Here is a 20,823-nt window from a genome sequence, read left to right on the forward strand (position 1 = left end):
AAACGCTCGGCTGGGACACCCCAGCCGAGCGCCTCGCTACTCTCCTAGCCGTCACCAACTAACCACCGTGTTGCAACGACCCCTTGAAACCACCCCGGAGGCGTTAATAAGGGGCCCTTCCTTTCAGCTCGTCGGCTTGCAGGCGGGTGCGGTCGACGTGGTCGGTGCGGTACGCGGTGCGCGCGATCATCTGGGCCGCCACCGGAGCGGTCGCGAGCTGGAAGAGCCCCACGAGCGCGACCATCCCCAGGTCGTCCGGGGAACGCAGCCGCAGCGCCACACCGGCCAGCACCAGCAGCACCCCGAGCGTCTGCGGCTTGGTGGCCGCGTGCATCCGGTCCAGCACATCCGGGAAGCGGAGCACCCCGATCCCGGCGGCGAGGCTGAGCAGGGCGCCGGCCACCAGGAAGGCCGCCCCGAGCCAGTCGGCGACGGTGGCGAGCATCAACGTTCGTCCCGCACGGCGAAACGGACAAGCGCGACGGAACCGATGAAGCCCAGCAACGACACCACGACCATCACCGGCAGCGTGGTCGCGTGCCGGTTGACCGCCGCCTCGGCGCCGACCGCGCCGACCATCGTGGCGAGCAGCATGTCCGCTGCCACCACCCGGTCGAGCAGGGACGGGCCCCGGTAGAGCCGGATCAGCGTGAACAGCGCGGTCAACGACAACAGCGCGGCGAGCACGATGGCGAGGACGACGGTCATCAGGTTTCCCTCTCATCGGGTAGGTCGAGCTGGCGCACCTCGGCGGCGGAGCCCACCGCCCGGACGATCCGCCGCTCGATGGTGCGCACCTGCTCCCGGCCCGCGGCCAGGTCCCGCGGGCCGTGCACGTCGAGCAGGTGGACGTAGAGCACGCCCCGGCCGCGGTCCACGTCGACGATCAGCGTGCCCGGCACCAGCGAGATCGCCTCGGCGGTGAGCGCCAGGTTGAGGTCCGTCCGCACCCGCAGCCGCACCGCGATGATCGCGCCGCACGGGACGTAGCCGGGCTGCACCGCGATGCGGGCCACGTGCAGGCTGGCGGCGACCAGTTCGGCGGCGAACCGGAGCAGGAACGCCAGCAGGGCGCGGGGACGGACCCGGCCGCCGAAGGTGACCGGCGGCAGCGGGAAGAACAGCAGCACCACGGCGGCCACGAGCAGCCCGCCGATCAGGTTCACCCAGGAGAAGGCGCCCCACAGCAGGTTCCAGACCAGCACCAGCCAGCCGTACGTGACCAACTGGTCGCGCCACCGCGCGACCCGGTTGCGGGTCGGCGACCCCGCCGGTCGCGACCCGCCCGGGTCGCTCCACGCGCTCACGGCGTGCCCTCGGGGTAGACGGCCCGCACGTACGGGGTGCGGTCGAGCAGGTCGGCGGCCGCGTCCGCGGTGACGTCGAAGATCGGCCCGGCGACCACGGTCAGGGTCAGGCCGAGCACCACCAGGGCGACGGTCGCGCCGACCATCAGCGCCGGCAGGCGCACCGTCGGCTCGCGGGTGTCCAGCCGGGGCGCCCGCCAGAAGGCGACGTTCCACACCCGGGATGCGACGTAGAGGGTGAGCAGGCTGGTCAACGCGCCGGCGGCGACGAGGACGGCGGGCAGCACGCCGCCGACCGCCACGCCCGCCTGGAACAGCCCCAGCTTGCCGAGGAAGCCGGAGAACGGCGGGATGCCGGCGAGGTTCATCGCGGAGACGAAGAAGAGCACCCCGATCAGTGGGGCGACCCGGGACAGCCCACCGATCCGGCGCAGGTCGGTGCTGCCGGCGCGCACCTCGACCAGCCCGGCGACCAGGAACAGCGTGGTCTGGATGGTGATGTGGTGCACCACGTAGAAGATCGATCCGGAGAGCCCGGCGACGGTGCTGAGCGCCACCCCGAAGATCATGTACCCGATGTGGCTGACCAGGGTGAACGAGAAGAGCCGCTTCATGTCGGACTGGGCGACCGCGCCCAGGATGCCGATCAGCATCGTCAGGCCGGCCACCACCATCAGCAGCCCGGCCACCCGACCGTCCGGGAAGAGCAGGGTCTCGGTGCGGATGATCGCGTACACGCCGACCTTGGTGAGCAGGCCGGCGAAGACCGCGGTGACCGGTGCCGGGGCGGTCGGGTAGCTGTCCGGCAGCCACGCCGACAGCGGGAACACCGCCGCCTTCACGCCGAAGGCGACAAGCAGCATCAGCTGGAGACTGAGCCGTACGCCGTCGGGCAACGCGTCCAGGCGGCTCGCGAGCTGGGCCATGTTGACCGTGCCGGTCGCCGCGTACACGAGCCCGACGGCGGTCAGGAAGGTCATCGACGACAGGACGTTGACCACGACGTACGTGGAGCCGGTGCGGATCCGGGTCTCGGTGCCGCCCAGCGTGATCAGCACGAAGCTCGCCGCCAGCAGGATCTCGAAGCCGACGAAGAGGTTGAACAGGTCGCCGGCGAGGAAGGCGTTGGTCACGCCCGCGGTGAGCACCAGGTACGTCGGGTGGAAGATGGCCACCGGCGTGGCCGTCGTTCCGGTCTCCCACTGCCGTTGCCCGATCGAGTAGAGCAGCACGCACAGCGTCACCGCCGCCGACACCACGAGCATGAGCGCGGCCAACTGGTCGGCGACGAGCACGATGCCCACCGGGGCGGGCCAGCCGCCGACCTCCGCGACGATCGGCCCCTGACGGTACGTCTGCACCAGCAGCGCCACCGCGACCGCCAGCGTGGCGGCGAGGCAGGTCACGCTGACCGCCCGCTGCGCCCGGGGCCACGCGGCCAGCAGGAGGGTCAGCGCGGCGCCGAGCAGTGGGACCACCACCGGCAGCGGCACCAGCCGGCTCACCGGGTCCCCCCGGCGTACCCGGTCATCCGGGGCCCTCCGCGCCCCGGTCCCGGCGGCGGGCGAGCCCCGGGTCGACCTGCTCCGGGTCGCCGCCCGACCCCTCGCCGCCCAGGTCGGTGGTGGGCGCCTCGTTGCGCTCGGCCAGGCGGACCACCTGCCGGTCCTCGATGTCGTCGGGCACCTCGTCGTCCCCGGTGAGGTACCAGCTGCGGTAGCTCACCGCGAGCAGGAACGCGGTCAGGCCGAACGTGATGACGATGGCGGTGAGGACCATCGCCTGCGGCAGCACGTCGCTCATCTCGGCGGTCGGGGCGGCGCCGACCACCGGTGGGGCGCCGGACCGGCCGCCGAGCAGGATGAGCAGGTTGACACCGTTGCCGAGCAGGATGATCCCGAGCAGGATCCGGGTCAGGCTGCGCTCCAGCAACAGGGTGACCCCGCAGGCGACGAGCACGCCGACGAAGACGACCAGCACCAGTGAGGGCCCGCTCACGACCCCTCCTCGGCGCGGTCCACGGTGAGGCCGCCGGCCCGGCCGGCGGCCTCGATGTGCCGGTCCACCTCGGCGCCGAGGCTGCGCAGGATGTCCAGCACCAGCCCCACCACGACCAGATAGACCCCCACGTCGAAGAAGAGCGACGTGACCACGTAGAAGTCGCCGATCAGCGGCAGCCAGAGGTCCACCTTCGTGCTGGACAGCACGGGGGCGCCGACGAGCAGGGCGACCACGCCGGCGCCGACGGAGACCCCGAGGCCGGCGCCCAGCACGACGCCGGCGCTCACCGGGGCCGCTTCGGCCAGCTCGTCCCGGCCGCCGGCGAGGTAGCGCACCGCGAGCGCCAGCCCGGCCACCAGGCCCCCGCTGAAGCCACCACCCGGGGCGTTGTGCCCGGAGAAGAGCAGGAACAGCGAGAAGACCACCACGGTGTGGAAGATCAGCCGGGTGACCACCTCCAGCACGAGCGAGCGGCGCCGTTCGCTCAGCGTGCTGCCGCCGCGCAGCCAGACCCCCTGGCCCGGCTGCTCCGGCCCGGCGGACGGGTCCGGTCGCCGGGGACGGGGGCCGGTACGGCCGCGCAGGAAGACGAGGCTCGCCACCCCGGTCGCGGCCACCACGAGCACCGCCAACTCGCCCATGGTGTCCCAGGCGCGGATGTCCACAAGGGTCACGTTCACCACGTTGCGCCCGTACCCCTCGGTGACCGCGGCCTCGGGAAACTCGTCGGAGACCGCAGGTGCGGTCCGGGCGGTCCCAGCGGCCACCGCCAGGCCCGCCGCGACCAGCCCGGCGACGACCCCGATGGCCCGACGCACCCACCGGCTGCGCCGCAGCGGGCGGACCGAGAACCGCCGGGGCAGCCGGCGCAGCACCAGCACGAAGACGGCGATGGTGGCGGTCTCCACCAGGAACTGGGTAAGCGCCAGGTCCGGGGCGCCGAACAGCATGAAGAGCAGCGCGCTGCCGTAGCCGGTCACGCCCACCAGCAACATCGCGGTGAGCCGCCGCCGCGCGCCCACCGCGAGCACCGCCGCGACGCAGACCACCGCCACCACGACGACCTGGAACGGGGTGTCCCACAGCGCGATCGGCTCCTGCCACGGGCGGGTCGTCAGCAGCGAGCCGCCGGGCACCACCACGACGGCGAGCAGGATCGTGCCCAGATACTGCGGCAGGGAGCCACGCTGGGTGGCGCCGGTGACCTCGATGGCGAGCCGGTCGAACCGCCCGATGACCCACTCGTACCCCTGGTTGCCGGTCACCGGCACGTGCAGCCGGGCCAGGACCGGGGCGAGCGGACCGCGCAGCGCGAACAGCGCCGCGCCGCCGGCCACGGCGAGCGCGGAGAGGGCGAGCGCCGGGTTCAGGCCGTGCCAGAGCGCGAGATGCGAGCCGAGCGGCCCGGACAGCTCGGCGTACGGGCGCAGCGCGCCGTCGAGAAGGCCGGCGGCGGGACCGGCGATCAGCCCGACGCCGGCGAGCACCGCGGGCGGGGCCAGCATCGGCACGGCGATCCGGCCGACGTCGGTCGGCGCGAGGCCGGGGCGGCCGCCGAAGGCCCCCCAGACGAACCGGGCGCTGTAGGCGACTGTCAGCGCGGTGCCGGCCACCAGCCCGGCGAGCACGACGGGCTGGTCGAGGAACGCGGCGAAGATGCTCTCCTTGGCCACGAAGCCCAACAGCGGCGGCAGGCCGGCCATCGAGGCGGCCGCGAGCACCGCGACGGTGGCGAGCAGCGGTGCCCGGCCGCCCAGGCCGGACAGTTCCCGCAGGTCCCGGGTGCCGGCGCCGTGGTCGATGATCCCCACGACGAGGAAGAGCCCCGCCTTGAACAGGGCGTGCGCGAGCAGCATCGCCACGCCGGCCAGCGCGGCCTCCGGAGTGCCCGCCCCGACCACGACCACGAGCAGGCCGAGCTGGCTCACCGTCCCGTACGCCAGGAGCAGCTTCAGGTCGGTCTGTCGCAGCGCCGCCCAACCGGCGACGACCATGGTGACCAGCCCGGCGACCGTGACCACCGGGCGCCACGGCCCGACGACGGCCAGGACCGGCGCGAGCAGCCCGATCAGGTAGACACCGGCCTTCACCATCGCGGCGGCGTGCAGGTACGCGCTGACCGGCGTCGGCGCCGCCATCGCCGCCGGCAGCCAGGCGGAGAACGGCAGTACCGCGGACTTGGACAGCGCCCCGACCAGGATCAGCAGGACCGCGGTCACCAGGGTCGCACCGTCCGGCAGCCGGGCGGCCGACAGCTCGGACCAGCGGTACGTGCCGGCGTGCTCACCGAGCATCACGAACCCGACAAGCATGGCCAGCCCGCCGAGCGTGGTGACGGTCAGGGCCTGGGCCGCCGCCCAGCGGCTGGACCGGCGCTCGGTGCTGTGCCCGATGAGCAGGTACGAGAAGATCGTGGTCAGCTCCCAGCCGACGTAGAGCAGCAGGAGGTCGTCGGCGAGGACCAGCAGGAGCATCGCCCCGGCGAATCCCACCAGGACGGCCGCGTAGCGGCCGACGCCGAGCGAGCCGGGCCCGAAGTACCGGGCGCTGTAGACCAGCACCAGCGCCCCGACGCCGCCGACGAGCAGGGTCATCAGCCAGGACAGGGTGGTCATCCGCAGGGCCAGGTCGAGCCCGAGCTGGCGGATCCAGGGGTACGTCTCGACGACCGCGCCGCCGTGCGCGACTGCGGGCGTACGGGCCAGCGCCCAGCCGAAGGCGGCGGCCGGCGCGAGGGCGAGCGGATAGCAGGCGCGTGGTCCCCACCGCCGGACGAGCGACGGCGCGACGAGCGCCGCCACGAGGTGGAGGATCAGCAGTACGAGCACCCACACTCCCGGTCGAGGTGGCGGCGGCACGCCGGGCCGGTCCGCCCCACGCGAACCGCCCGGCGTGGGCGGCGTCGGATCTGGGGCGTGGTCGACGGCCCGCCCGGCGGCCTCCGGGTGGACCGAGACTGACGAACCGTGCCCCAGGTGCGATCAGACGTCAGATCACCGGCACCCGGGGTTGTTTTGCCGGAATTGGTGCCTTTCGCCGGGGTGGCCCCTCGTCCACGGCGAGATCCTCGGTGCGGGCGCCGCCGACGACGGCGTGGTCGTCGGTTTCGGTGGACCGCGCGGTCAGCGGGCGGCGACCTCGGCGTCGGCGAGGTCGCCGGCGAGCGGAGCCGGCTCGGGGGCCGGACGGTCGCGGCGGGACTCGACAAGCAGGTCGGGGCGGCCGAGCTGGAGCACGACCCGGTTGACGACCCGCTGGGCGGCGGCGAGCGAGCGCACCGAGAGCAGCCGGCCGCGGCTCTCCCGACGCAGGACGAAGTAGTGCACGGCCGCGCGAACCCGGCCCCGGTCGGCGGCGCTGGCCCGGGCGGTGGACACGACCAGCTCCCGTAGCGCGTGGGCGAGGCGCTCGGCGAGCTCCAGCTCGGGACCGGTCAGTCCGGCGCGGACGGCGGCGAGATGACTGTCGACCTTGCGGATGAGCACGTCGGTGCCGGGCTCGCTCCGCTTCTCGACCGTCATCCGACCCCTCCACCCCGCGCCGCGTCGCGAGTGAAGTTACTTTATGTTGTGGGTCACAAGCAAGCAGTTAAGTAAGACTTAACGCATTCATCGCCATATCCGTCGCTTTTGGCTCTGAGCGGGACAGACCCACCTCCGTCGCGGACGGTTGTCGGACCATCGGGGCAGGATGGGAGCGTGGCGAAGGGGACGGGCGGCCGGGCGGCCGATGAGCCGGTGACGGGCGAGGCGCTCGCCGCGTTCGGCGCGGCCACCCGGGAATGGTTCACCGCGGCGTTCGCCGCGCCCACCGCGGCGCAGGCCGGCGCCTGGCGCTCCGTCGGCGCCGGCCGCAACGCGCTGGTGGTGGCACCGACCGGCTCCGGCAAGACGCTCGCCGCGTTCCTCTGGTCGCTGGACCGGCTGGCCCGCCAGCCCGCTCCGGCCGATCCCCGCCGGCGCTGCCGGGTCCTCTACGTCAGCCCGCTCAAGGCGCTCGCCGTCGACGTCGAGCGCAACCTGCGCACTCCCCTCGCGGGCATCCGGCAGGCCGCCACCCGCCTCGGCCACACCCCGCCCGGGATCACCGTCGGCATGCGCACCGGCGACACGCCCGCCGACGAGCGACGCGCCTTCGCCCGCACCCCGCCGGACATCCTCATCACCACACCCGAGTCCCTGTTCCTGTTGCTCACCTCCGCCGCCCGCGACTCGCTGCGGGGCGTCGAGACGGTCATCGTCGACGAGGTGCACGCGGTCGCCGGCACCAAGCGGGGCGCCCACCTCGCGGTGTCGCTGGAGCGCCTCGACGAGCTGCTGCCCGCGCCGGCTCAGCGGATCGGCCTGTCCGCCACGGTCCGGCCGGTCGACACGTGCGCCCGGTTCCTGGGCGGTGCTCGGCCGGTCGACGTGGTCGCCCCGCCGACTCCCAAGACCATCGAGGTCGGTGTCCAGGTCCCGGTGGAGGACATGACGCGCCTCGACGAGCAGGAGCCGCCGGAGGATCACCTCGGCGGTCCCGGCCCGCGTCGCGCCTCGATCTGGCCGGCAGTGGAGGAGCGGGTGTTCGCGCTGATCCGGGCGCACCGCTCGACAATCGTCTTCACCAACTCCCGGCGCTCCGCCGAGCGGCTCTGCGCCCGTCTCAACGAGCTGGCCGCCGAGGAGCTCGCCGACCCCGATGCCACGCCGGCCGCCGGTGCCGTGCCCGCCACCCGGCCACCGGCCGAGCTGATGGCGCAGGCCGGCGCGGTCGCGGGTGCGCCGGCGGTGATCGCCCGGGCCCACCACGGCAGCGTCTCCCGCGAGGAGCGCAAGCACATCGAGGAGGCGCTCAAGTCGGGGCAGCTCCCCGCGGTGGTGGCCACCTCCAGCCTCGAGCTGGGCATCGACATGGGCGCGGTCGACCTGGTCGTGCAGATCGAGGCCCCGCCGAGCGTCGCGGCCGGGCTGCAACGGGTCGGCCGCGCCGGGCACCAGGTCGGTGCCGTGTCCCGGGGCGTGGTGTTCCCGAAGCACCGTGGCGACCTGCTCTCCTGCGCGGTGGTGGCCGAACGGATGGCCGAGGGCGCGATCGAGGAGCTGCACCACCCCCGCAATCCGCTGGACGTCCTGGCCCAGCAGATCGTGGCGATGGTGTCGCTCGATCCATGGCGCGTCGCCGACCTCGCGACCGTGGTCCGGCGCGCCGCGCCGTTCGCCGAGCTCCCCGATACGGCTCTGCACGCCGTGCTCGACATGCTCTCCGGGCGCTACCCGTCGACCGCCTTCGCCGAGCTGCGTCCCCGCCTGGTGTGGGACCGGGCCGCCGACCTGCTGACCGGCCGGCCCGGTGCCCAGCGGCTCGCCGTGACCAGCGGCGGCACCATCCCCGACCGGGGTCTGTTCGGCGTCTTCCTGGCCGGGGCGGAGCGGGCGGCGCGGGTCGGCGAGCTGGACGAGGAGATGGTCTACGAGTCGCGCGTCGGGGACGTGTTCCTGCTCGGGTCGTCGTCCTGGCGCATCGAGGACATCACCCCCGACCGGGTGCTGGTCTCGCCCGCGCCCGGCCAGGCGGCCAAGATGCCCTTCTGGAAGGGCGACCAGCCGGGCCGGCCGGTGGAGCTGGGCCGGGCCATCGGCGCCCGGGTCCGCTCCCTGCTGCGGCAGGGCGACGACGCCGCCGTGGCCACGTTGCGCGCCGGCGGGCTGGACGACTGGGCCGCCGGCAACCTGATGGCGTACCTGCGGGAGCAGCAGGCGGCCACCCGCTCCCTGCCGGACGACCGCACGGTGGTGGTCGAGCGGTTCCGCGACGAGCTGGGCGACTGGCGGCTCGCCGTGCACAGCGTCCTCGGCGCGCGGGTCAACGCGCCGTGGGCCCTCGCGATCGGCCGCCGGCTCACCGAGCGGTACGGGGTGGACGCGCAGGTGATGCCGTCCGACGACGGCATCGTCGTCCGCCTGCCGGACACCGCGGAGGAGCCGCCCGGCGCCGACGTGGTGATCTTCGAGCCCGACGAGATCGCCCAACTGGTGGAGGAGTCGGTCGGCACCTCCGCGCTGTTCGCGGCCCGGTTCCGGGAGTGCGCCGCCCGGTCGCTGCTGCTGCCCCGCCGCGACCCGCGCCGCCGCCAGCCGCTCTGGCAGCAGCGGCAGCGGGCCGCCCAGCTGCTGGACGTCGCCCGGGAGTACGCGGACTTCCCGGTGACCCTCGAGGCGGCCCGGGAGTGCCTGCAGGACGTCTTCGACCAGCCCGCGCTGGCCGCGCTGATGCGCGACCTGGCCGCCCGGAAGGTGCGCCTGGTCGAGGCCGAGACGCCGCAGCCGTCGCCGTTCGCGCGCTCCCTGCTCTTCGGTTACGTCGGGGCGTTCCTCTACGAGGGCGACGCTCCCCTCGCCGAGCGGCGGGCCGCCGCCCTCGCGCTGGACTCCGCGCTGCTCGGCGAGCTGCTCGGCCGGGTCGACCTGCGGGAACTGCTCGACCCCGCGGTGCTCGCCGAGACCGAGCGCCAGCTCCGGTGGCTCACCGAGCAGCGCCGCCCCCGGGACGCGGAGGACGTGGTCGAGCTGCTCCGGGTGGTCGGTGACCTCAGCGCCGGCGAGCTGGCCGAGCGCGGGGCACCGGAGGAGTGGTTGACCGGGCTGGCGGCGGCCCGGCGGGTGCTGCGGGTCCGCATCGCCGGCGAGGAGCGCTGGGTGGGTGTGGAAGACGCCGCCCGGCTGCGGGACGCGCTCGGCGTGGCGCTGCCGGTCGGTGTGGCCGAGGCGTACCTGGCACCGGTGGCCGACCCGCTCGGCGACCTCGTCGCCCGGTATGCGCGCACCCACGGCCCGTTCGCGGCGGCGACCTGCGCCGCCCGGTTCGGGCTCGGGGTGTTCGTGGTCGAGCAGGCGCTGCGCCGGCTCGCCGCCGCCGGGCGGGTGGTCTCCGGGGAGTTCGCGCCCGACACGGTCGGCACCCAGTGGTGCGACGCCGAGGTGCTGCGGATGCTGCGCCGCCGCTCGCTTGCCGCGCTGCGCCGGGAGATCGAGCCGGTGCCGCCCCGGGCGCTGGCGACGTTCCTGCCGAGGTGGCAGCAGGTCGGTTCGTCGGCGCGCGGCGTGGAGGCGGTCGCCGCGGCGGTCGAGCAGCTGCAGGGCGTCGCCGTGCCGGGGTCCGCGCTGGAGCGGCTGGTGCTGCCGGCCCGGGTCGCCGACTACTCCCCCGCGCAGCTCGACGAGCTGTGCGCCAGTGGCGAGGTGGTGTGGGCCGGCTCCGGGGCGATCTCCGGCGGGGACGGCTGGGTCACCCTCGCGTACGCGGACGCCGCGCCGCTGCTGCTCCCGCCGCCCGACGGGTCGCTCGCCCGCACGCCGCTGCACGACGCGGTGCTCGACGCCCTCGGCGACGGCCAGGCGCTGTTCTTCCGGTCACTGTCGGACCGGGTCGGCGCAACCGACGACGCGGCGCTCGCCGCGGTCGTGTGGGATCTGGTCTGGGCCGGTCACCTCACCAACGACACCCTCGCCCCGCTGCGGGCGGCACTGGGTGGCGGCGGCGCGCACCGGTCCCGCCCGGTCGCCGGCCGCACCCGCTACCGGCGCCCGGGCCGGGTGGCGCTGCCGTCACGCGGTGGCCCGCCGACGGTCGCCGGCCGGTGGTCACGCCTCCCCGAGCGGGACACCGACCCGACCCGGCGCGCGGCAGCCCTCGCCGACGTCCTGCTGGAGCGGCACGGCGTGGTGACCCGGGGCGCCGTTGTCGCCGAGCAGGTGGCCGGCGGCTTCGCCGCGGTCTACCCCGTGCTGTCCGCACTTGAGGAGCGGGGCGCCGCCCGCCGGGGCTACTTCGTGGAAGGGCTGGGAGCCGCCCAGTTCGCGGTGCCCGGGGCGGTCGACCGGCTGCGCGCGCTGGCCGACCCGGCCGACGGCGGGCGCACCCGCGGCGGGCCCGCCCTGGTCCTCGCCGCCACCGATCCGGCCAACCCGTACGGCGCGGCGCTGCCCTGGCCGGAACGGGTGGTCGACTCGGGCGACGGCGCCGCACCGGCGACCGGGCACCGGGCCGGTCGCAAGGCCGGCGCACTGGTCGTGCTGGCCGCCGGTGACCTCGTGCTCTACGTCGAGCGGGGCGGCCGGACGCTGCTCTCCTTCACCGACGACGCGGACGCTCTCGCCGCGGCCGGCAAGGCGCTCGCCGACGCGGTCCACAGCGGAGCCCTCGGGGCGATCTCGGTGGAGCGGGCCGACGGCGAGGCCGTGCACTCGTCGCCGCTGCGCGACGCGTTGACCGCCGCCGGTTTCCGCACCACCCCGCGCGGTCTGCGCCTGCGCGGCTGAGGCGAGCGTGTGTCAGCTCAGCTCGGTGAGCGCCTTCTCGTACTTCGGGCGCTGGGCGGCCGGCGTCTTCGCGTCGAGGTAGTTGAGCACCACCGCGCCGCGCTGGAACGACTGGCCGCTCCACGTCTCGGCGATCTCCTGGGCGGCGACCTCGTCCGGGAACACGTACACGGTCACCCCGTCGGTGGCGATCAGCTCCGAGCAGCCCAGGCCGAGCCCGTCCGGGCCACAGTCGACCGACCGGTCCTTCGCGTTGGTCACCTTCAGCCCGGCGGCCTTGAACGCGGCGACGACCTCCCGGGCGGCGGGCGCACCCTTCGAGCGGGACGGCAGCGGCGCCTTCGGCTTGGCGGTGGGCCGGCGCTCGGTGCTGCCGGTGGCCTCCGGCCCGGCCGGCTCACCCGGACCGGGTGCCGGCGGCGGGTTGGCGCCGGCGGACGGCGGGCGGGAACCGTCCCCCCAGGCGCCTCCGGAGGACTTGTCGTTGTCGTCGCCGCAGGCGGCGGTGAGGGCGGCGGCGATGGCGAGCACCGCGACGGCGGGCAGGGTCCGGTTGGTCACCCTGGCAGTCTGCCAACCCCCGCCCAGGGCGGTATGGGCCGGTCGGCCAGTGGACTGTCCGACATCCGCCGGTTCCGGCGCGCCCCAGGTCAGCGGCCCGGGCCGGTACGATCCGGCGCGGCACCGGCGGAAGGACGGGACATGGACGGGCTCACCATCCGGCCGGCGGCGACCCGGGACCGGACGGCGGTGGACGCGCTGCACGAGCGGGAGTGGGGCGGCCCGTACGTCATCGCCCACGACACCCGTTACGACCTGCGTACCCTTCCGACGCTGGTGGCGGTGGACGGCTCCGGCGGCGTCGTCGGCGCGCTGGTGCACCACGGCGACGGCGACGGCCTAGAGGTGGTGAGCATCGTCGCGGCGACACCGGGCGGCGGGGTGGGCACCGCGCTGCTCGACGCCGCCGCGCAGGTCGCCCAGGCTCAGGGCCGGGGCCGGCTGTGGCTGATCACGACGAACGACAACCTGCGGGCGCTGCGCTTCTACCAGCGACGCGGGCTGCGCCTGGTGGGCGTCGATCCCGGTGCGGTGGACCGTGCCCGCCGGCTCAAGCCCACCATCCCCGAGGTCGGGGAGGACGGCATCCCGCTGCACGACGAGCTGGTCCTGGAACGCCGGTTCACCGCGGCGGACTGACCTCCGGACAACGGGCTGCTCCTGGAGGCGGCGACGGCGCTCGGCGGGGTACGCGCGGCGGTGGAGCTGACGAATCCCGAGTGGCACGGGGAGCGGGTGTCCGCCACGTTCCACGGCCGGGACGTCTTCGCGCCGGTCGCGGCCCGGCTGGCGGTGAGGGCGGGCGACCTGCTGCGCGTCGCCGCCGGCTGACGACGCGCACCACCGGCGCGGGGACCGGCCGGCGGTGCGCGGGGTACGCGGTCAGCAGCGTGGCACGGCGCCGCCGTACACCGCGGAGAGGTACGCGTGGCTCACGTACTGCCCCGCGGCCAGGCGGTTCCAGCGACTGGTGGTGCCGTACGGGCCGGTGACGGTCTGCCCGGTCACCCAGCACTGGACCGGCACGTGGGCGTAGCGGGCGGCCAGGCCGCGGATCGGGTACCCGGTGCCCGCCCCGGAGCGGATGTTGAGCGGGCCGTCCCCGACGACACCGCGCGGCCCGGAACCGGTCCACAGGTACGCGACGTCGACCCACGCGTTGGTGGTGAGCCGCAGCCCGTCCCAGAAGGTGCCGTCGGCGAGGTCGACGCCCGCCGGGTTGAGCACCGTACGGCCGAACTGGTCCCGGCCGCCGTTGTAGCCGGACTGGTGGGCGGCCTGGGCCTGCGGGAGCCCGCGCGGCAGGTCCTTCCAGTTCTCCCGGACTGAGCTGAGGTTCCAGTAGTCGTCGCGGGTGTTCCAGGGGCCGACGTCCCACACCGGTGCGTACTCGCAGCGGCTGCCCGTGGTGGTGCAGACCCGTACGGTGTAGTCCCCGGCGTTGCGCGGGGCCAGGCCGCGCCGGGAGGGGAGCGCGACGAAGTGGTCGCGGGTGCGGATGGTGTGGCCGTTGGCGGTGGTCTGGCCGACGAGGCCGATGCGGGTGGCGTACACCCGGTAGGTGAGGCCCGGGGTGGCCGCGGCGACGGCGGCGACGTCCACCCGGTCGGCGGTGAGCCACACCGACCGCACCTGCGCCGAGGGCGCGCCGGTGAGCACCACCCGGGCCTGGACGGAGGTCACGGGCGCGTCGAACCGGACCTGCGGGGCGGCCTCCCGCCACTCGGTCCAGCCGCTGGCGCGCCAGCCGCGTACCTGGATCTCGACGGCCGCGCCGCGCGGCACCCGCGCGTCGACCTGGGCCCGGACGCGGTTCGCGGGCCGGGCCAGGGTGCGCGGGACGGCGAGCAGCAGCCCCGCGGCGACCGCGCTGCGGCCGGTCGCGGCGGGCCGGGGATCGGCGAGGCGCAGCCCGGTCGGGGTGTGCCGGACGTTGACGTCGTCGGCGTCGACGAGCGCGAGGTCGACGTTCCACCGGTCGGCGTCGCGCTGTTCGGCCACGGCCGGTGCGGCGGCGACGGCGGGCGTGGCCAGGGGCGGGAGGGTGAGGATGAGGACGGCGGCGAGGGCGGATCGGACGGGACGTCGATGACGACTCATGGGCATTCTCCTCAGAACTCCCCGATAGTGCAGTTGTCGGACGATCCAGAGGAAGCTCGGTACAAATAGCGATACATGCGAATATCGCTCGTCGTGAGGGAGGATGGAGAGGTGCCCGAAGGCGACACCGTCTGGAACACCGCCCGCGTTCTCCAGCGGGCGCTGGCCGGCGCCCGGCTCACCGGCAGCGACTTCCGGGTGCCACAGCTGGCCACCACCGACCTGACCGGCTGGACGGTGCGCGAGTCGGCCAGCCGCGGCAAGCACCTGCTGCTGCGGCTCGGATCCCCCGGACCGGACGGCGGCGAGCGCCGGACGCTGCATTCGCACCTGCGGATGGACGGCGCCTGGCGGGCGTACGCGCCGGGCGAGCGCTGGGCGGCACGCCCGGCGCACCTGATCCGGGTGGTGCTGCGCAGCCCGGGGGCGGTGGCCGTCGGCTACCACCTGCACGAGCTGGCGCTGGTGCCCACCGCCGAGGAGGACCGACTCGTCGGCCATCTCGGCCCGGACCTGCTCGGCCCGGACTGGGACCAGGCCGAGGCCGTGCGGCGCCTCGCCGCCCACCCGGACGCCACCATCGGCGAGGCGCTGCTCGACCAGCGCAACCTGGCCGGCATCGGCAACCTCTACAAGTGCGAGGTGCTGTTCCTGCGCGGGCTGTCACCGTGGACGCCGGTGCGCGCCGTACCCGACCTCGCCGGCACGGTCGCCCTGGCGCAGCGGCTGCTCGCCGCCAACCGGGGGCGCTGGACGCAGAGCACCACCGGGTCGCTGCACCGCGGGCAGACCAGCTACGTGTACGGCCGGCGGGCCCAGGCCTGTCGCCGCTGCGGCACCGCCGTTCGCAAGGAGGAACTCGGCGAGCGGGTCACCTACTGGTGTCCGGTCTGCCAACCGCTTCCGGGGTAGCGCGGCGCGTGCTGGCCCGGCACAGACAACCGCTCACGAGCGGTATGCCGGAGAGGCATAATTGTGCCTCTCCGGCATACCGCGCAATGGCGATACATGCTCCCGACCGTCGAGCAAGGCCCCGAGCGGGCCGGCGTGTCGGGCGGGACGCGCCGGGATCGCGGTGTCGGATTCAAGCGGCGGGCCAGATAGGGACGATTGGGTACTTCCTAACCCACCCACCCGGGTCGCATGCTGCGGTTGAGTGCTCACACACCGTCAGTTCAGCGCGTCCGCCGGCCACGCCGACGTGGCCGGCGCCGCGCCCGACGCCGGGAGAGCCATGGACCTGTTCCGCAGACTCCGGATCCCGTGGGCCGAGCGACCCGACCGCAGGGCGGGCTCTCCCGACGGCAACGGTGCGGTGGTACCGGCGGCCCGGAGCGCCGACGCCCTGCCCGCGCCGGCGAGCCTCGACCCCGCCGCGCTCCCCCGCTGCTTCGGGCCGGTGCCGAACCACGCGCACAGCCCGCTGCCGGTCCTGGACGCCGAGGGCCGGGTGGTGCCCGGCACCGGCCTCCGCAAGTTCGCCGACCCGTTGCCCACGCTCGGCACCGACGGCGGCCTGCCGCTGGCCGTTCCGGACACCATCAGCCACCCCGGGTGCGACTACTACGAGATCGGCCTACGGGAGTACACCCAACGCCTCCACCGGGACCTGCCCGCGACCCGGCTGCGCGGCTACCGGCAACTCAACCTCGGCACCGACCCGGCCGGCCACAACACGGTGGCCCCGCCGGAACGCCCGGTGCACCTCGGCCCGGTGGTCGTCGCGCGGCGCGGCCGGCCGGTCCGGGTGAAGTTCATCAATCAACTGCCGACGGGTCGGGCCGGCGAGCTGTTCCTGCCGGTCGACCCGACCGTCGACGGGGCGGGGACCGGGCCGCTCGACGGGCCGGCCCCGTACCCGCAGAACCGGGCCGTGCTGCACCTCGCGGGCGCGCAGACCGCCTGGATCAGCGCCGGCAACCCGTGGCAGTGGATCACCCCGGCCGGGGAGATCACCCCATACCCGACGGGCCCCGGCCTGACCCACGTGCCGGACATGCCGCACCCGGGTGCGGGAGCCACCACCCTCTACTACCCCAACGAGCAGAGCGGGCGGCTGCTCACGTTCCACGACAACACGGCCGGGCTGGCCCGGCTGACCGTCTACTCCGGTCAGATCGGGCTGTACCTGCTCACCGACCCGGCCGAGGAGCGCCTCGTCGCCGACGGGGTGCTGCCCGCCGACCAGGTTCCGCTGGTGTTCGAGGACAAGACGTTCGTGCCCGACGACAGCCAGCTGGCCCGCGAGGACCCGACCTGGGACCGGGACCGGTGGGGCGCCCGGGGCAGCCTCTGGCACCCCCACGTCTACCAGCCGCGGCAGAACCCGTACCGGGACGACGGCGGCAATCCGACCGGACGCTGGGACTACGGGCCATGGTCGCGTACCGCCGAGGGGGCCGCGCCCGACGCGTCCGGGCCGAACGGCCCGGCGCCGGCGCCCGGCCCCGGGCCGGTGCCGAACCCGCACCACGACCCGGTCGGCGCACCGGACGAGCCGCCGATGACGCCCGGGGTGCCACACCCGTCGGCCGTGCCGGACGCGTACGGCGACACGGTGCTGGTCAACGGTGTGGCGTACCCGTGGCTGGCGGTGGAGCCACGGACCTACCGGTTCCGCATCCTCAACGCGTGCCTGGACCGCAGCCTGAACCTCCAGCTCTACCGGGCCCGCGCCGCCGGGCCGATGTGGGACGCCGGCGGCGGGCCGGCCGACCCGGGGGCCGGCGAGGTCCCCATGGTGGAGGCGGTACGGGCACCGGGCCGACCGGCGGGCTGGCCGACCGACGGGCGGGAGGGCGGGGTGCCGGACCCGCGTGCCGCCGGCCCGGAACTGGTCCAGATCGGCAACGAGGCCGGCCTCCTGCCGGCTCCCGTGGTGATCCCGAACCAGCCGGTGACCTACCGGTACGACCGGCGGGACCCCACCGTGCTCAACGTTGACCGGCACGCGCTGCTGCTCGCTCCCGGCGAGCAGGCCGACGTGCTTGTCGACTTCGCCACGATCGCCCCGGGCACGACGGTGATCCTCTACAACGACGCCCCGGCACCGCTTCCCGGCGTCGACCCCCGGTACGACCACCACACCGACGCCCCCGACCTCACCGCCGAGGGCGGGACGCCGCCGAGCCGCCCCGGCTACGGGCCGAACACGAGGACCCTGCTCCAGTTCCGGGTGGCCGGCGCACCGGCGCCCCGCTACGACCTGGCCCGGCTGCGGGAGCGGCTGCCCCGCGCGTACGCGGCCAGCCAGCGGCCGCCGATCGTGCCCCAACCCGCGTACGACCCGGCGTTCGGCACCCGCACCCCCGGCGAGACCACGGTTCCGGTGCACGCCACCACGGTCGGCTTCACCCCGGCCGGCGGCGCCGCCCCGGTCCTGCTCCCGCTCGCGGTGAAGGCCGTCCAGCAGGTCTTCGAACCCGCACACGGCCGGCTCGCCGGGCGGCTCGGCGTCGGGCATCCGCACGGCGGCCCGCTCGCCCCCGTCGCCCTGCCGCTCGGACCGACCGATCCGGCCACGGAGGTGGTGCACGTCAGCGATCCCGCGACGCCGGTGGGAGCACCGACCGACGGCACCCAGCTGTGGCGGATCCGCGGCGCGAGCCGGCAGACTCAGCCGATCCGGCTCGACGGCGTCGACCTGCAACTTGTCAACCGGGCGGGGTGGGACGGCACGCTCCGCCCACCGGAGCCGAACGAGCTGGGCTGGAAGCAGGTCGTCCGCGTCAACCCGCGGGAGGATGTGGTGGTGGCGCTGCGCCCGGTCGCACCGCCCCTGCCGTTCAAGATCGGCGACAGCGTGCGGCTGCTGGACCCGGACCGGCCGGCCGGCGCCCGCACCGGCGCGACGCCGGTCAGCCCCGTCGACGGTCGGCCGGCGCTGGTGGTCAACCAGCTCGCCAACCTGGGCTGGGAGTACCGCTGGCACAGCCAGCTCGCCGGCCACCGGGACCAGGGCATGAGCCGTCCGCTGGTGCTGCGGGTCGCCCCGAAGGCGCCCACCGGCCTGACCGCCGCATCCGCCCCGGGGTCCGCCACCGCGCTCCCGGCGATCAGCCTGGCCTGGACCGGCAACGGCAGCCGGCCCGCCGCCACAAGTCACCTGCTCCAGCGGGCCACCGACCCGACGTTCACCGAGGGGCTGACCGCGATCACGGTGGCCGCCGCCGTCACCCGCTACACCGACGCGAGCGTCATCCCCGGCGTCACCTACCACTACCGGATCCGGGCGGAGAACGCGGTCAGCTGCTCGGCGTGGTCGAACAGCGCGCCCGCCTCGGTGCAGCTCACCGCCCCGGCCGGGCTCGCCGCGACGGTGCCGCCGGCGGCGCCGCTGCGGGTGGCGCTGCGCTGGCGGAACCGCTCCTTCGCCACCGGCATCGACGTGCAGCGGGCCACCAACCCGACGTTCACCAGCGGGCCGGGGACCACCGCGATAAGCGTCGGGGACAACCATCTGGACGCGTCCGTCGCCCCGGACACCATCTACTACTACCGGGTGCGCACCACGTACCTGGGTGCGGCGTCACCGTGGTCGACGGTGGCGCAGGTGACCACCCCGCCGCGGCCCGCCGCGCCGACGTCGGTCACCGTGACGGCGACCGCGCCCGCACCGGACACCGCGACCGTGATCCTGGGCTGGGTGGCCGGCTCGCCGGCCGGGCCCGGCGCCGGATTCACCGTCCAGCGGGCCCTCGACCCGGCGTTCACCCGGGAGGTGGCCACCTTCACGGTGACCGGCCGGGGCTTCACGAACACCGGGCTGGCCCGCGGGGTCACCTACCACTACCGGATCCGCGCGTTCAACGTGGTCGGCACCTCCCCGTTCACCGTCCCGGTCGCGGTGCGGACGCCGGACTGAGTCAGGGAGTGCGCAGGGTCGGCCCGACGCCACGCAGCTCGGCAAGGGCCGAGGCCACCCCGTGCAGCAGGTCGGTCGCCTCGGTGAGCCGGGCCGCCGCCGGGTGCTCGCCGTCGGGCCGGGCGTTCTCGGCGACGTAGCCGGCGGCGGCCACCACCAGCCGTTCGTACGCGGCGACGCCACTCTCGAGCTGCGCGACCAGGGCCGTGTGGGCCTCCACCAGTGGCGGCCGGGCCTCGGGCGACGCGAGCCGCAGTGCGCGTTCGACGTTGGCGACCCGGGCGGCGAGGTCCCGCAGTGACCGGTCGGCGGTGGCGGCCTCGGTGACGGCCGGCCCCGCCAGGCCGGTCAGGCGGCTCCGCATGCCGGCGAAGGTCAGCGAGGCCCGATCCAGCCGGGCCCACGGCTCGGCGGCGCGGGTGCCCCGCAGCGCGACCCGGGACCGCATCCGGCGGACCTCCGCGAGCACGCCGGGACCGGCGGGGAGTCGCTCGACGGCGGCGACCAGCCGGGCCCGTGAGCGGGCCGCCGCCTCGGCCGGGTCCAGCGCAGGCGGCGCCGGCTGCGCGGCCAGGGCACGCAGGTCGATCCAGCGCCACGCGGCCAGCGCGATCGCACCGCCCGCACCGGCGGCCCAGGCCGCGTCCGCAAGACCGAGACCGGCGTACGGCGTCAGCACCGCCGCAGCGCCGCCGAGCCCTCCGGCCGTGACGCTCCACCGGCGGGCGGACCGCCGCAACCGGCCCAACCGCCGGAAGTACCGCGTACGCTCGTCTGTCACGTCGCCTCCTCGACCCGCGCCGGTCAGCCGGCGGCGGTGGTGTCCCCGGTGCCCCGTTCCCGGCTCATGCTGGCCCGGATCTCGTCGAGCCGGGCGGCGGCCGCCGGGTCGGCGGCCGGGGTGGCCGGGGCGGCCTGCTGATCGGTGCGCCCGACGGCCTGCCGCTCGGCGGCACCGCCGAGCTGCTCACCGGCCATGCTGGCGCGGATCTGCTCCAGCCGGGCGGAACCGGCCGAATCGAGCGTCGCCTTCTGGATCTCCAGCATCCGCCCCTCGACCGAGTTGCCGGCCAGCTCGGCCCGGCCCATCGCGTTCGCGTACCGCCGCTCGATGCGGTCCCGCACCTCGTCGAGGGTGGGGGTGGTGCCCGGCGCGGTGATCGCGGACATCGACTCCAGGGAAGCGGCGACGCTCTCCTGCATCTTCGCCTGCTCGAGCTGGCTGAGCAGCTTCGCCCGCTCGGCGAGCTTCTGCTGGAGGATCATCGAGTTGTTCTCGACGGCCTTGCGCGCCTGCGCCGCCGCGCCGAGCGCCTGGTCGTGCAGGGTCTTCAGGTCCTCGGTGGCCTGCTCGGCGGAGACCAGCTGGGTGGCGAGGGTCTGGGCGGACTGCTCGTAGCGCGCGGCCTCGGCCTCGTCACCCTTGGCGCGGGCCTGGTCGGCCAGCACCAGGGCCTGGCGGGCGTTGCCCTGCAGCCGCTCGACCTCGGACATCTGCCGGGACAGCTTCATCTCCAGCTGCCGCTGGTTGCCGATCACCGCGGCGGCCTGCTGGACGAGCGCCTGGTGCTGGCGCTGGGCCTCCTCGATCGCCTGCTGGATCTGCACCTTCGGATCGGCGTGCTCGTCGATCTTGGCGCCGAAGAGCGCCATCAGATACTTCCAACCCTTGACGAACGGGTTCGCCATC

15 protein-coding genes and 1 pseudogene are annotated in these 20,823 nt (G+C 75.0%); 5 read left to right on the plus strand and 11 right to left on the minus strand.

What is annotated here, in order from left to right:
- Positions 1-103 precede the first annotated feature (103 nt).
- The 7 genes from mnhG to ABTW87_RS03325 form a co-directional block, all read right to left on the minus strand.
- Positions 104-445, minus strand: a complete 342-nt coding sequence (gene mnhG / locus ABTW87_RS03295; RefSeq protein ID WP_350648065.1) for a monovalent cation/H(+) antiporter subunit G — start codon at positions 443-445, stop codon at positions 104-106.
- Complete coding sequence (locus ABTW87_RS03300; protein WP_350648067.1) at positions 445-708, minus strand: MrpF/PhaF family protein; 264 nt, start codon at positions 706-708, stop codon at positions 445-447. The genes mnhG and ABTW87_RS03300 overlap by 1 nt, the downstream gene beginning before the upstream one ends.
- On the minus strand, positions 708-1,307 hold the full coding sequence (locus ABTW87_RS03305; RefSeq protein ID WP_350648069.1) for a Na+/H+ antiporter subunit E: 600 nt from the start codon (positions 1,305-1,307) through the stop codon (positions 708-710). The genes ABTW87_RS03300 and ABTW87_RS03305 overlap by 1 nt, the downstream gene beginning before the upstream one ends.
- A complete protein-coding gene (locus ABTW87_RS03310; protein WP_350648071.1) occupies positions 1,304-2,812 on the minus strand; it encodes a Na+/H+ antiporter subunit D in 1,509 nt (502 codons plus the stop codon). The genes ABTW87_RS03305 and ABTW87_RS03310 overlap by 4 nt, the downstream gene beginning before the upstream one ends.
- A 22-nt stretch (positions 2,813-2,834) precedes the next feature.
- Complete coding sequence (locus ABTW87_RS03315) at positions 2,835-3,305, minus strand: Na(+)/H(+) antiporter subunit C (protein WP_350648072.1); 471 nt, start codon at positions 3,303-3,305, stop codon at positions 2,835-2,837.
- Positions 3,302-6,136, minus strand: a complete 2,835-nt coding sequence (locus ABTW87_RS03320; RefSeq protein WP_350648073.1) for a Na+/H+ antiporter subunit A — start codon at positions 6,134-6,136, stop codon at positions 3,302-3,304. The genes ABTW87_RS03315 and ABTW87_RS03320 overlap by 4 nt, the downstream gene beginning before the upstream one ends.
- Positions 6,137-6,430: 294 nt before the next feature.
- Positions 6,431-6,829: a hypothetical protein gene (locus ABTW87_RS03325; RefSeq protein WP_350648074.1), complete on the minus strand. Its 399-nt coding sequence runs from the start codon at positions 6,827-6,829 to the stop codon at positions 6,431-6,433.
- A gap of 177 nt (positions 6,830-7,006) precedes the next feature.
- Here ABTW87_RS03325 and ABTW87_RS03330 point away from each other — a divergent pair, with 177 nt between their 5' ends.
- Complete coding sequence (locus ABTW87_RS03330) at positions 7,007-11,608, plus strand: ATP-dependent helicase (protein WP_350648076.1); 4,602 nt, start codon at positions 7,007-7,009, stop codon at positions 11,606-11,608.
- A gap of 12 nt (positions 11,609-11,620) precedes the next feature.
- On the opposite strand, the gene ABTW87_RS03335 is transcribed toward ABTW87_RS03330, so the two are convergent.
- Positions 11,621-12,169, minus strand: a complete 549-nt coding sequence (locus tag ABTW87_RS03335; protein ID WP_350648078.1) for a hypothetical protein — start codon at positions 12,167-12,169, stop codon at positions 11,621-11,623.
- 141 nt (positions 12,170-12,310) lie between these two features.
- Between ABTW87_RS03335 and ABTW87_RS03340 the strand changes: the two genes are divergently transcribed.
- Positions 12,311-12,808, plus strand: a complete 498-nt coding sequence (locus ABTW87_RS03340) for a GNAT family N-acetyltransferase (protein WP_350648080.1) — start codon at positions 12,311-12,313, stop codon at positions 12,806-12,808.
- 3 nt (positions 12,809-12,811) lie between these two features.
- Positions 12,812-12,970, plus strand: a pseudogene (locus ABTW87_RS03345) (SAM-dependent chlorinase/fluorinase); the annotation flags it as partial.
- Between the two features lie 81 nt (positions 12,971-13,051).
- On the opposite strand, the gene ABTW87_RS03350 reads toward ABTW87_RS03345, so the two are convergent.
- A complete protein-coding gene (locus tag ABTW87_RS03350) occupies positions 13,052-14,269 on the minus strand; it encodes a DUF8814 domain-containing protein (RefSeq protein WP_350648081.1) in 1,218 nt (405 codons plus the stop codon).
- A 111-nt stretch (positions 14,270-14,380) separates the two neighbouring features.
- Between ABTW87_RS03350 and ABTW87_RS03355 the strand changes: the two genes are divergently transcribed.
- Together ABTW87_RS03355 and ABTW87_RS03360 are read left to right on the plus strand one after the other, a co-directional pair.
- Positions 14,381-15,181 carry a DNA-formamidopyrimidine glycosylase family protein gene (locus ABTW87_RS03355; protein WP_350648083.1) on the plus strand — a complete coding sequence of 267 codons (801 nt, stop codon included), beginning with the start codon at positions 14,381-14,383 and terminating at the stop codon, positions 15,179-15,181.
- 322 nt (positions 15,182-15,503) lie between these two features.
- Positions 15,504-19,133 carry a hypothetical protein gene (locus ABTW87_RS03360; protein ID WP_350648511.1) on the plus strand — a complete coding sequence of 1,210 codons (3,630 nt, stop codon included), beginning with the start codon at positions 15,504-15,506 and terminating at the stop codon, positions 19,131-19,133.
- A 1-nt stretch (position 19,134) separates the two neighbouring features.
- Here ABTW87_RS03360 and pspM read toward each other — a convergent pair whose 3' ends face one another.
- On the minus strand, positions 19,135-19,914 hold the full coding sequence (pspM, locus tag ABTW87_RS03365; protein WP_350648085.1) for a phage shock envelope stress response protein PspM: 780 nt from the start codon (positions 19,912-19,914) through the stop codon (positions 19,135-19,137).
- A gap of 23 nt (positions 19,915-19,937) precedes the next feature.
- Positions 19,938-20,822 carry a PspA/IM30 family protein gene (locus tag ABTW87_RS03370; protein ID WP_350648087.1) on the minus strand — a complete coding sequence of 295 codons (885 nt, stop codon included), beginning with the start codon at positions 20,820-20,822 and terminating at the stop codon, positions 19,938-19,940.
- Position 20,823: the final 1 nt, after the last annotated feature.

Origin of the sequence: Micromonospora sp. NPDC126480, assembly GCF_040302465.1 — a bacterium.
GTDB lineage: Bacteria > Actinomycetota > Actinomycetes > Mycobacteriales > Micromonosporaceae > Micromonospora.

Excerpts from the sequence above, each read along its gene's own strand:
- mnhG (WP_350648065.1), bottom strand. The coding sequence starts at position 445 with ATGCTCGCCACCGTCGCCGACTGGCTCGGGGCGGCCTTCCTGGTGGCC.
- ABTW87_RS03300 (WP_350648067.1), bottom strand. The coding sequence starts at position 708 with ATGACCGTCGTCCTCGCCATCGTGCTCGCCGCGCTGTTGTCGTTGACC.
- ABTW87_RS03325 (WP_350648074.1), bottom strand. The coding sequence starts at position 6,829 with ATGACGGTCGAGAAGCGGAGCGAGCCCGGCACCGACGTGCTCATCCGC.
- ABTW87_RS03340 (WP_350648080.1), top strand. The coding sequence starts at position 12,311 with ATGGACGGGCTCACCATCCGGCCGGCGGCGACCCGGGACCGGACGGCG.
- ABTW87_RS03350 (WP_350648081.1), bottom strand. The coding sequence starts at position 14,269 with ATGAGTCGTCATCGACGTCCCGTCCGATCCGCCCTCGCCGCCGTCCTC.
- ABTW87_RS03360 (WP_350648511.1), top strand. The coding sequence starts at position 15,504 with ATGGACCTGTTCCGCAGACTCCGGATCCCGTGGGCCGAGCGACCCGAC.
- ABTW87_RS03370 (WP_350648087.1), bottom strand. The coding sequence starts at position 20,822 with ATGGCGAACCCGTTCGTCAAGGGTTGGAAGTATCTGATGGCGCTCTTC.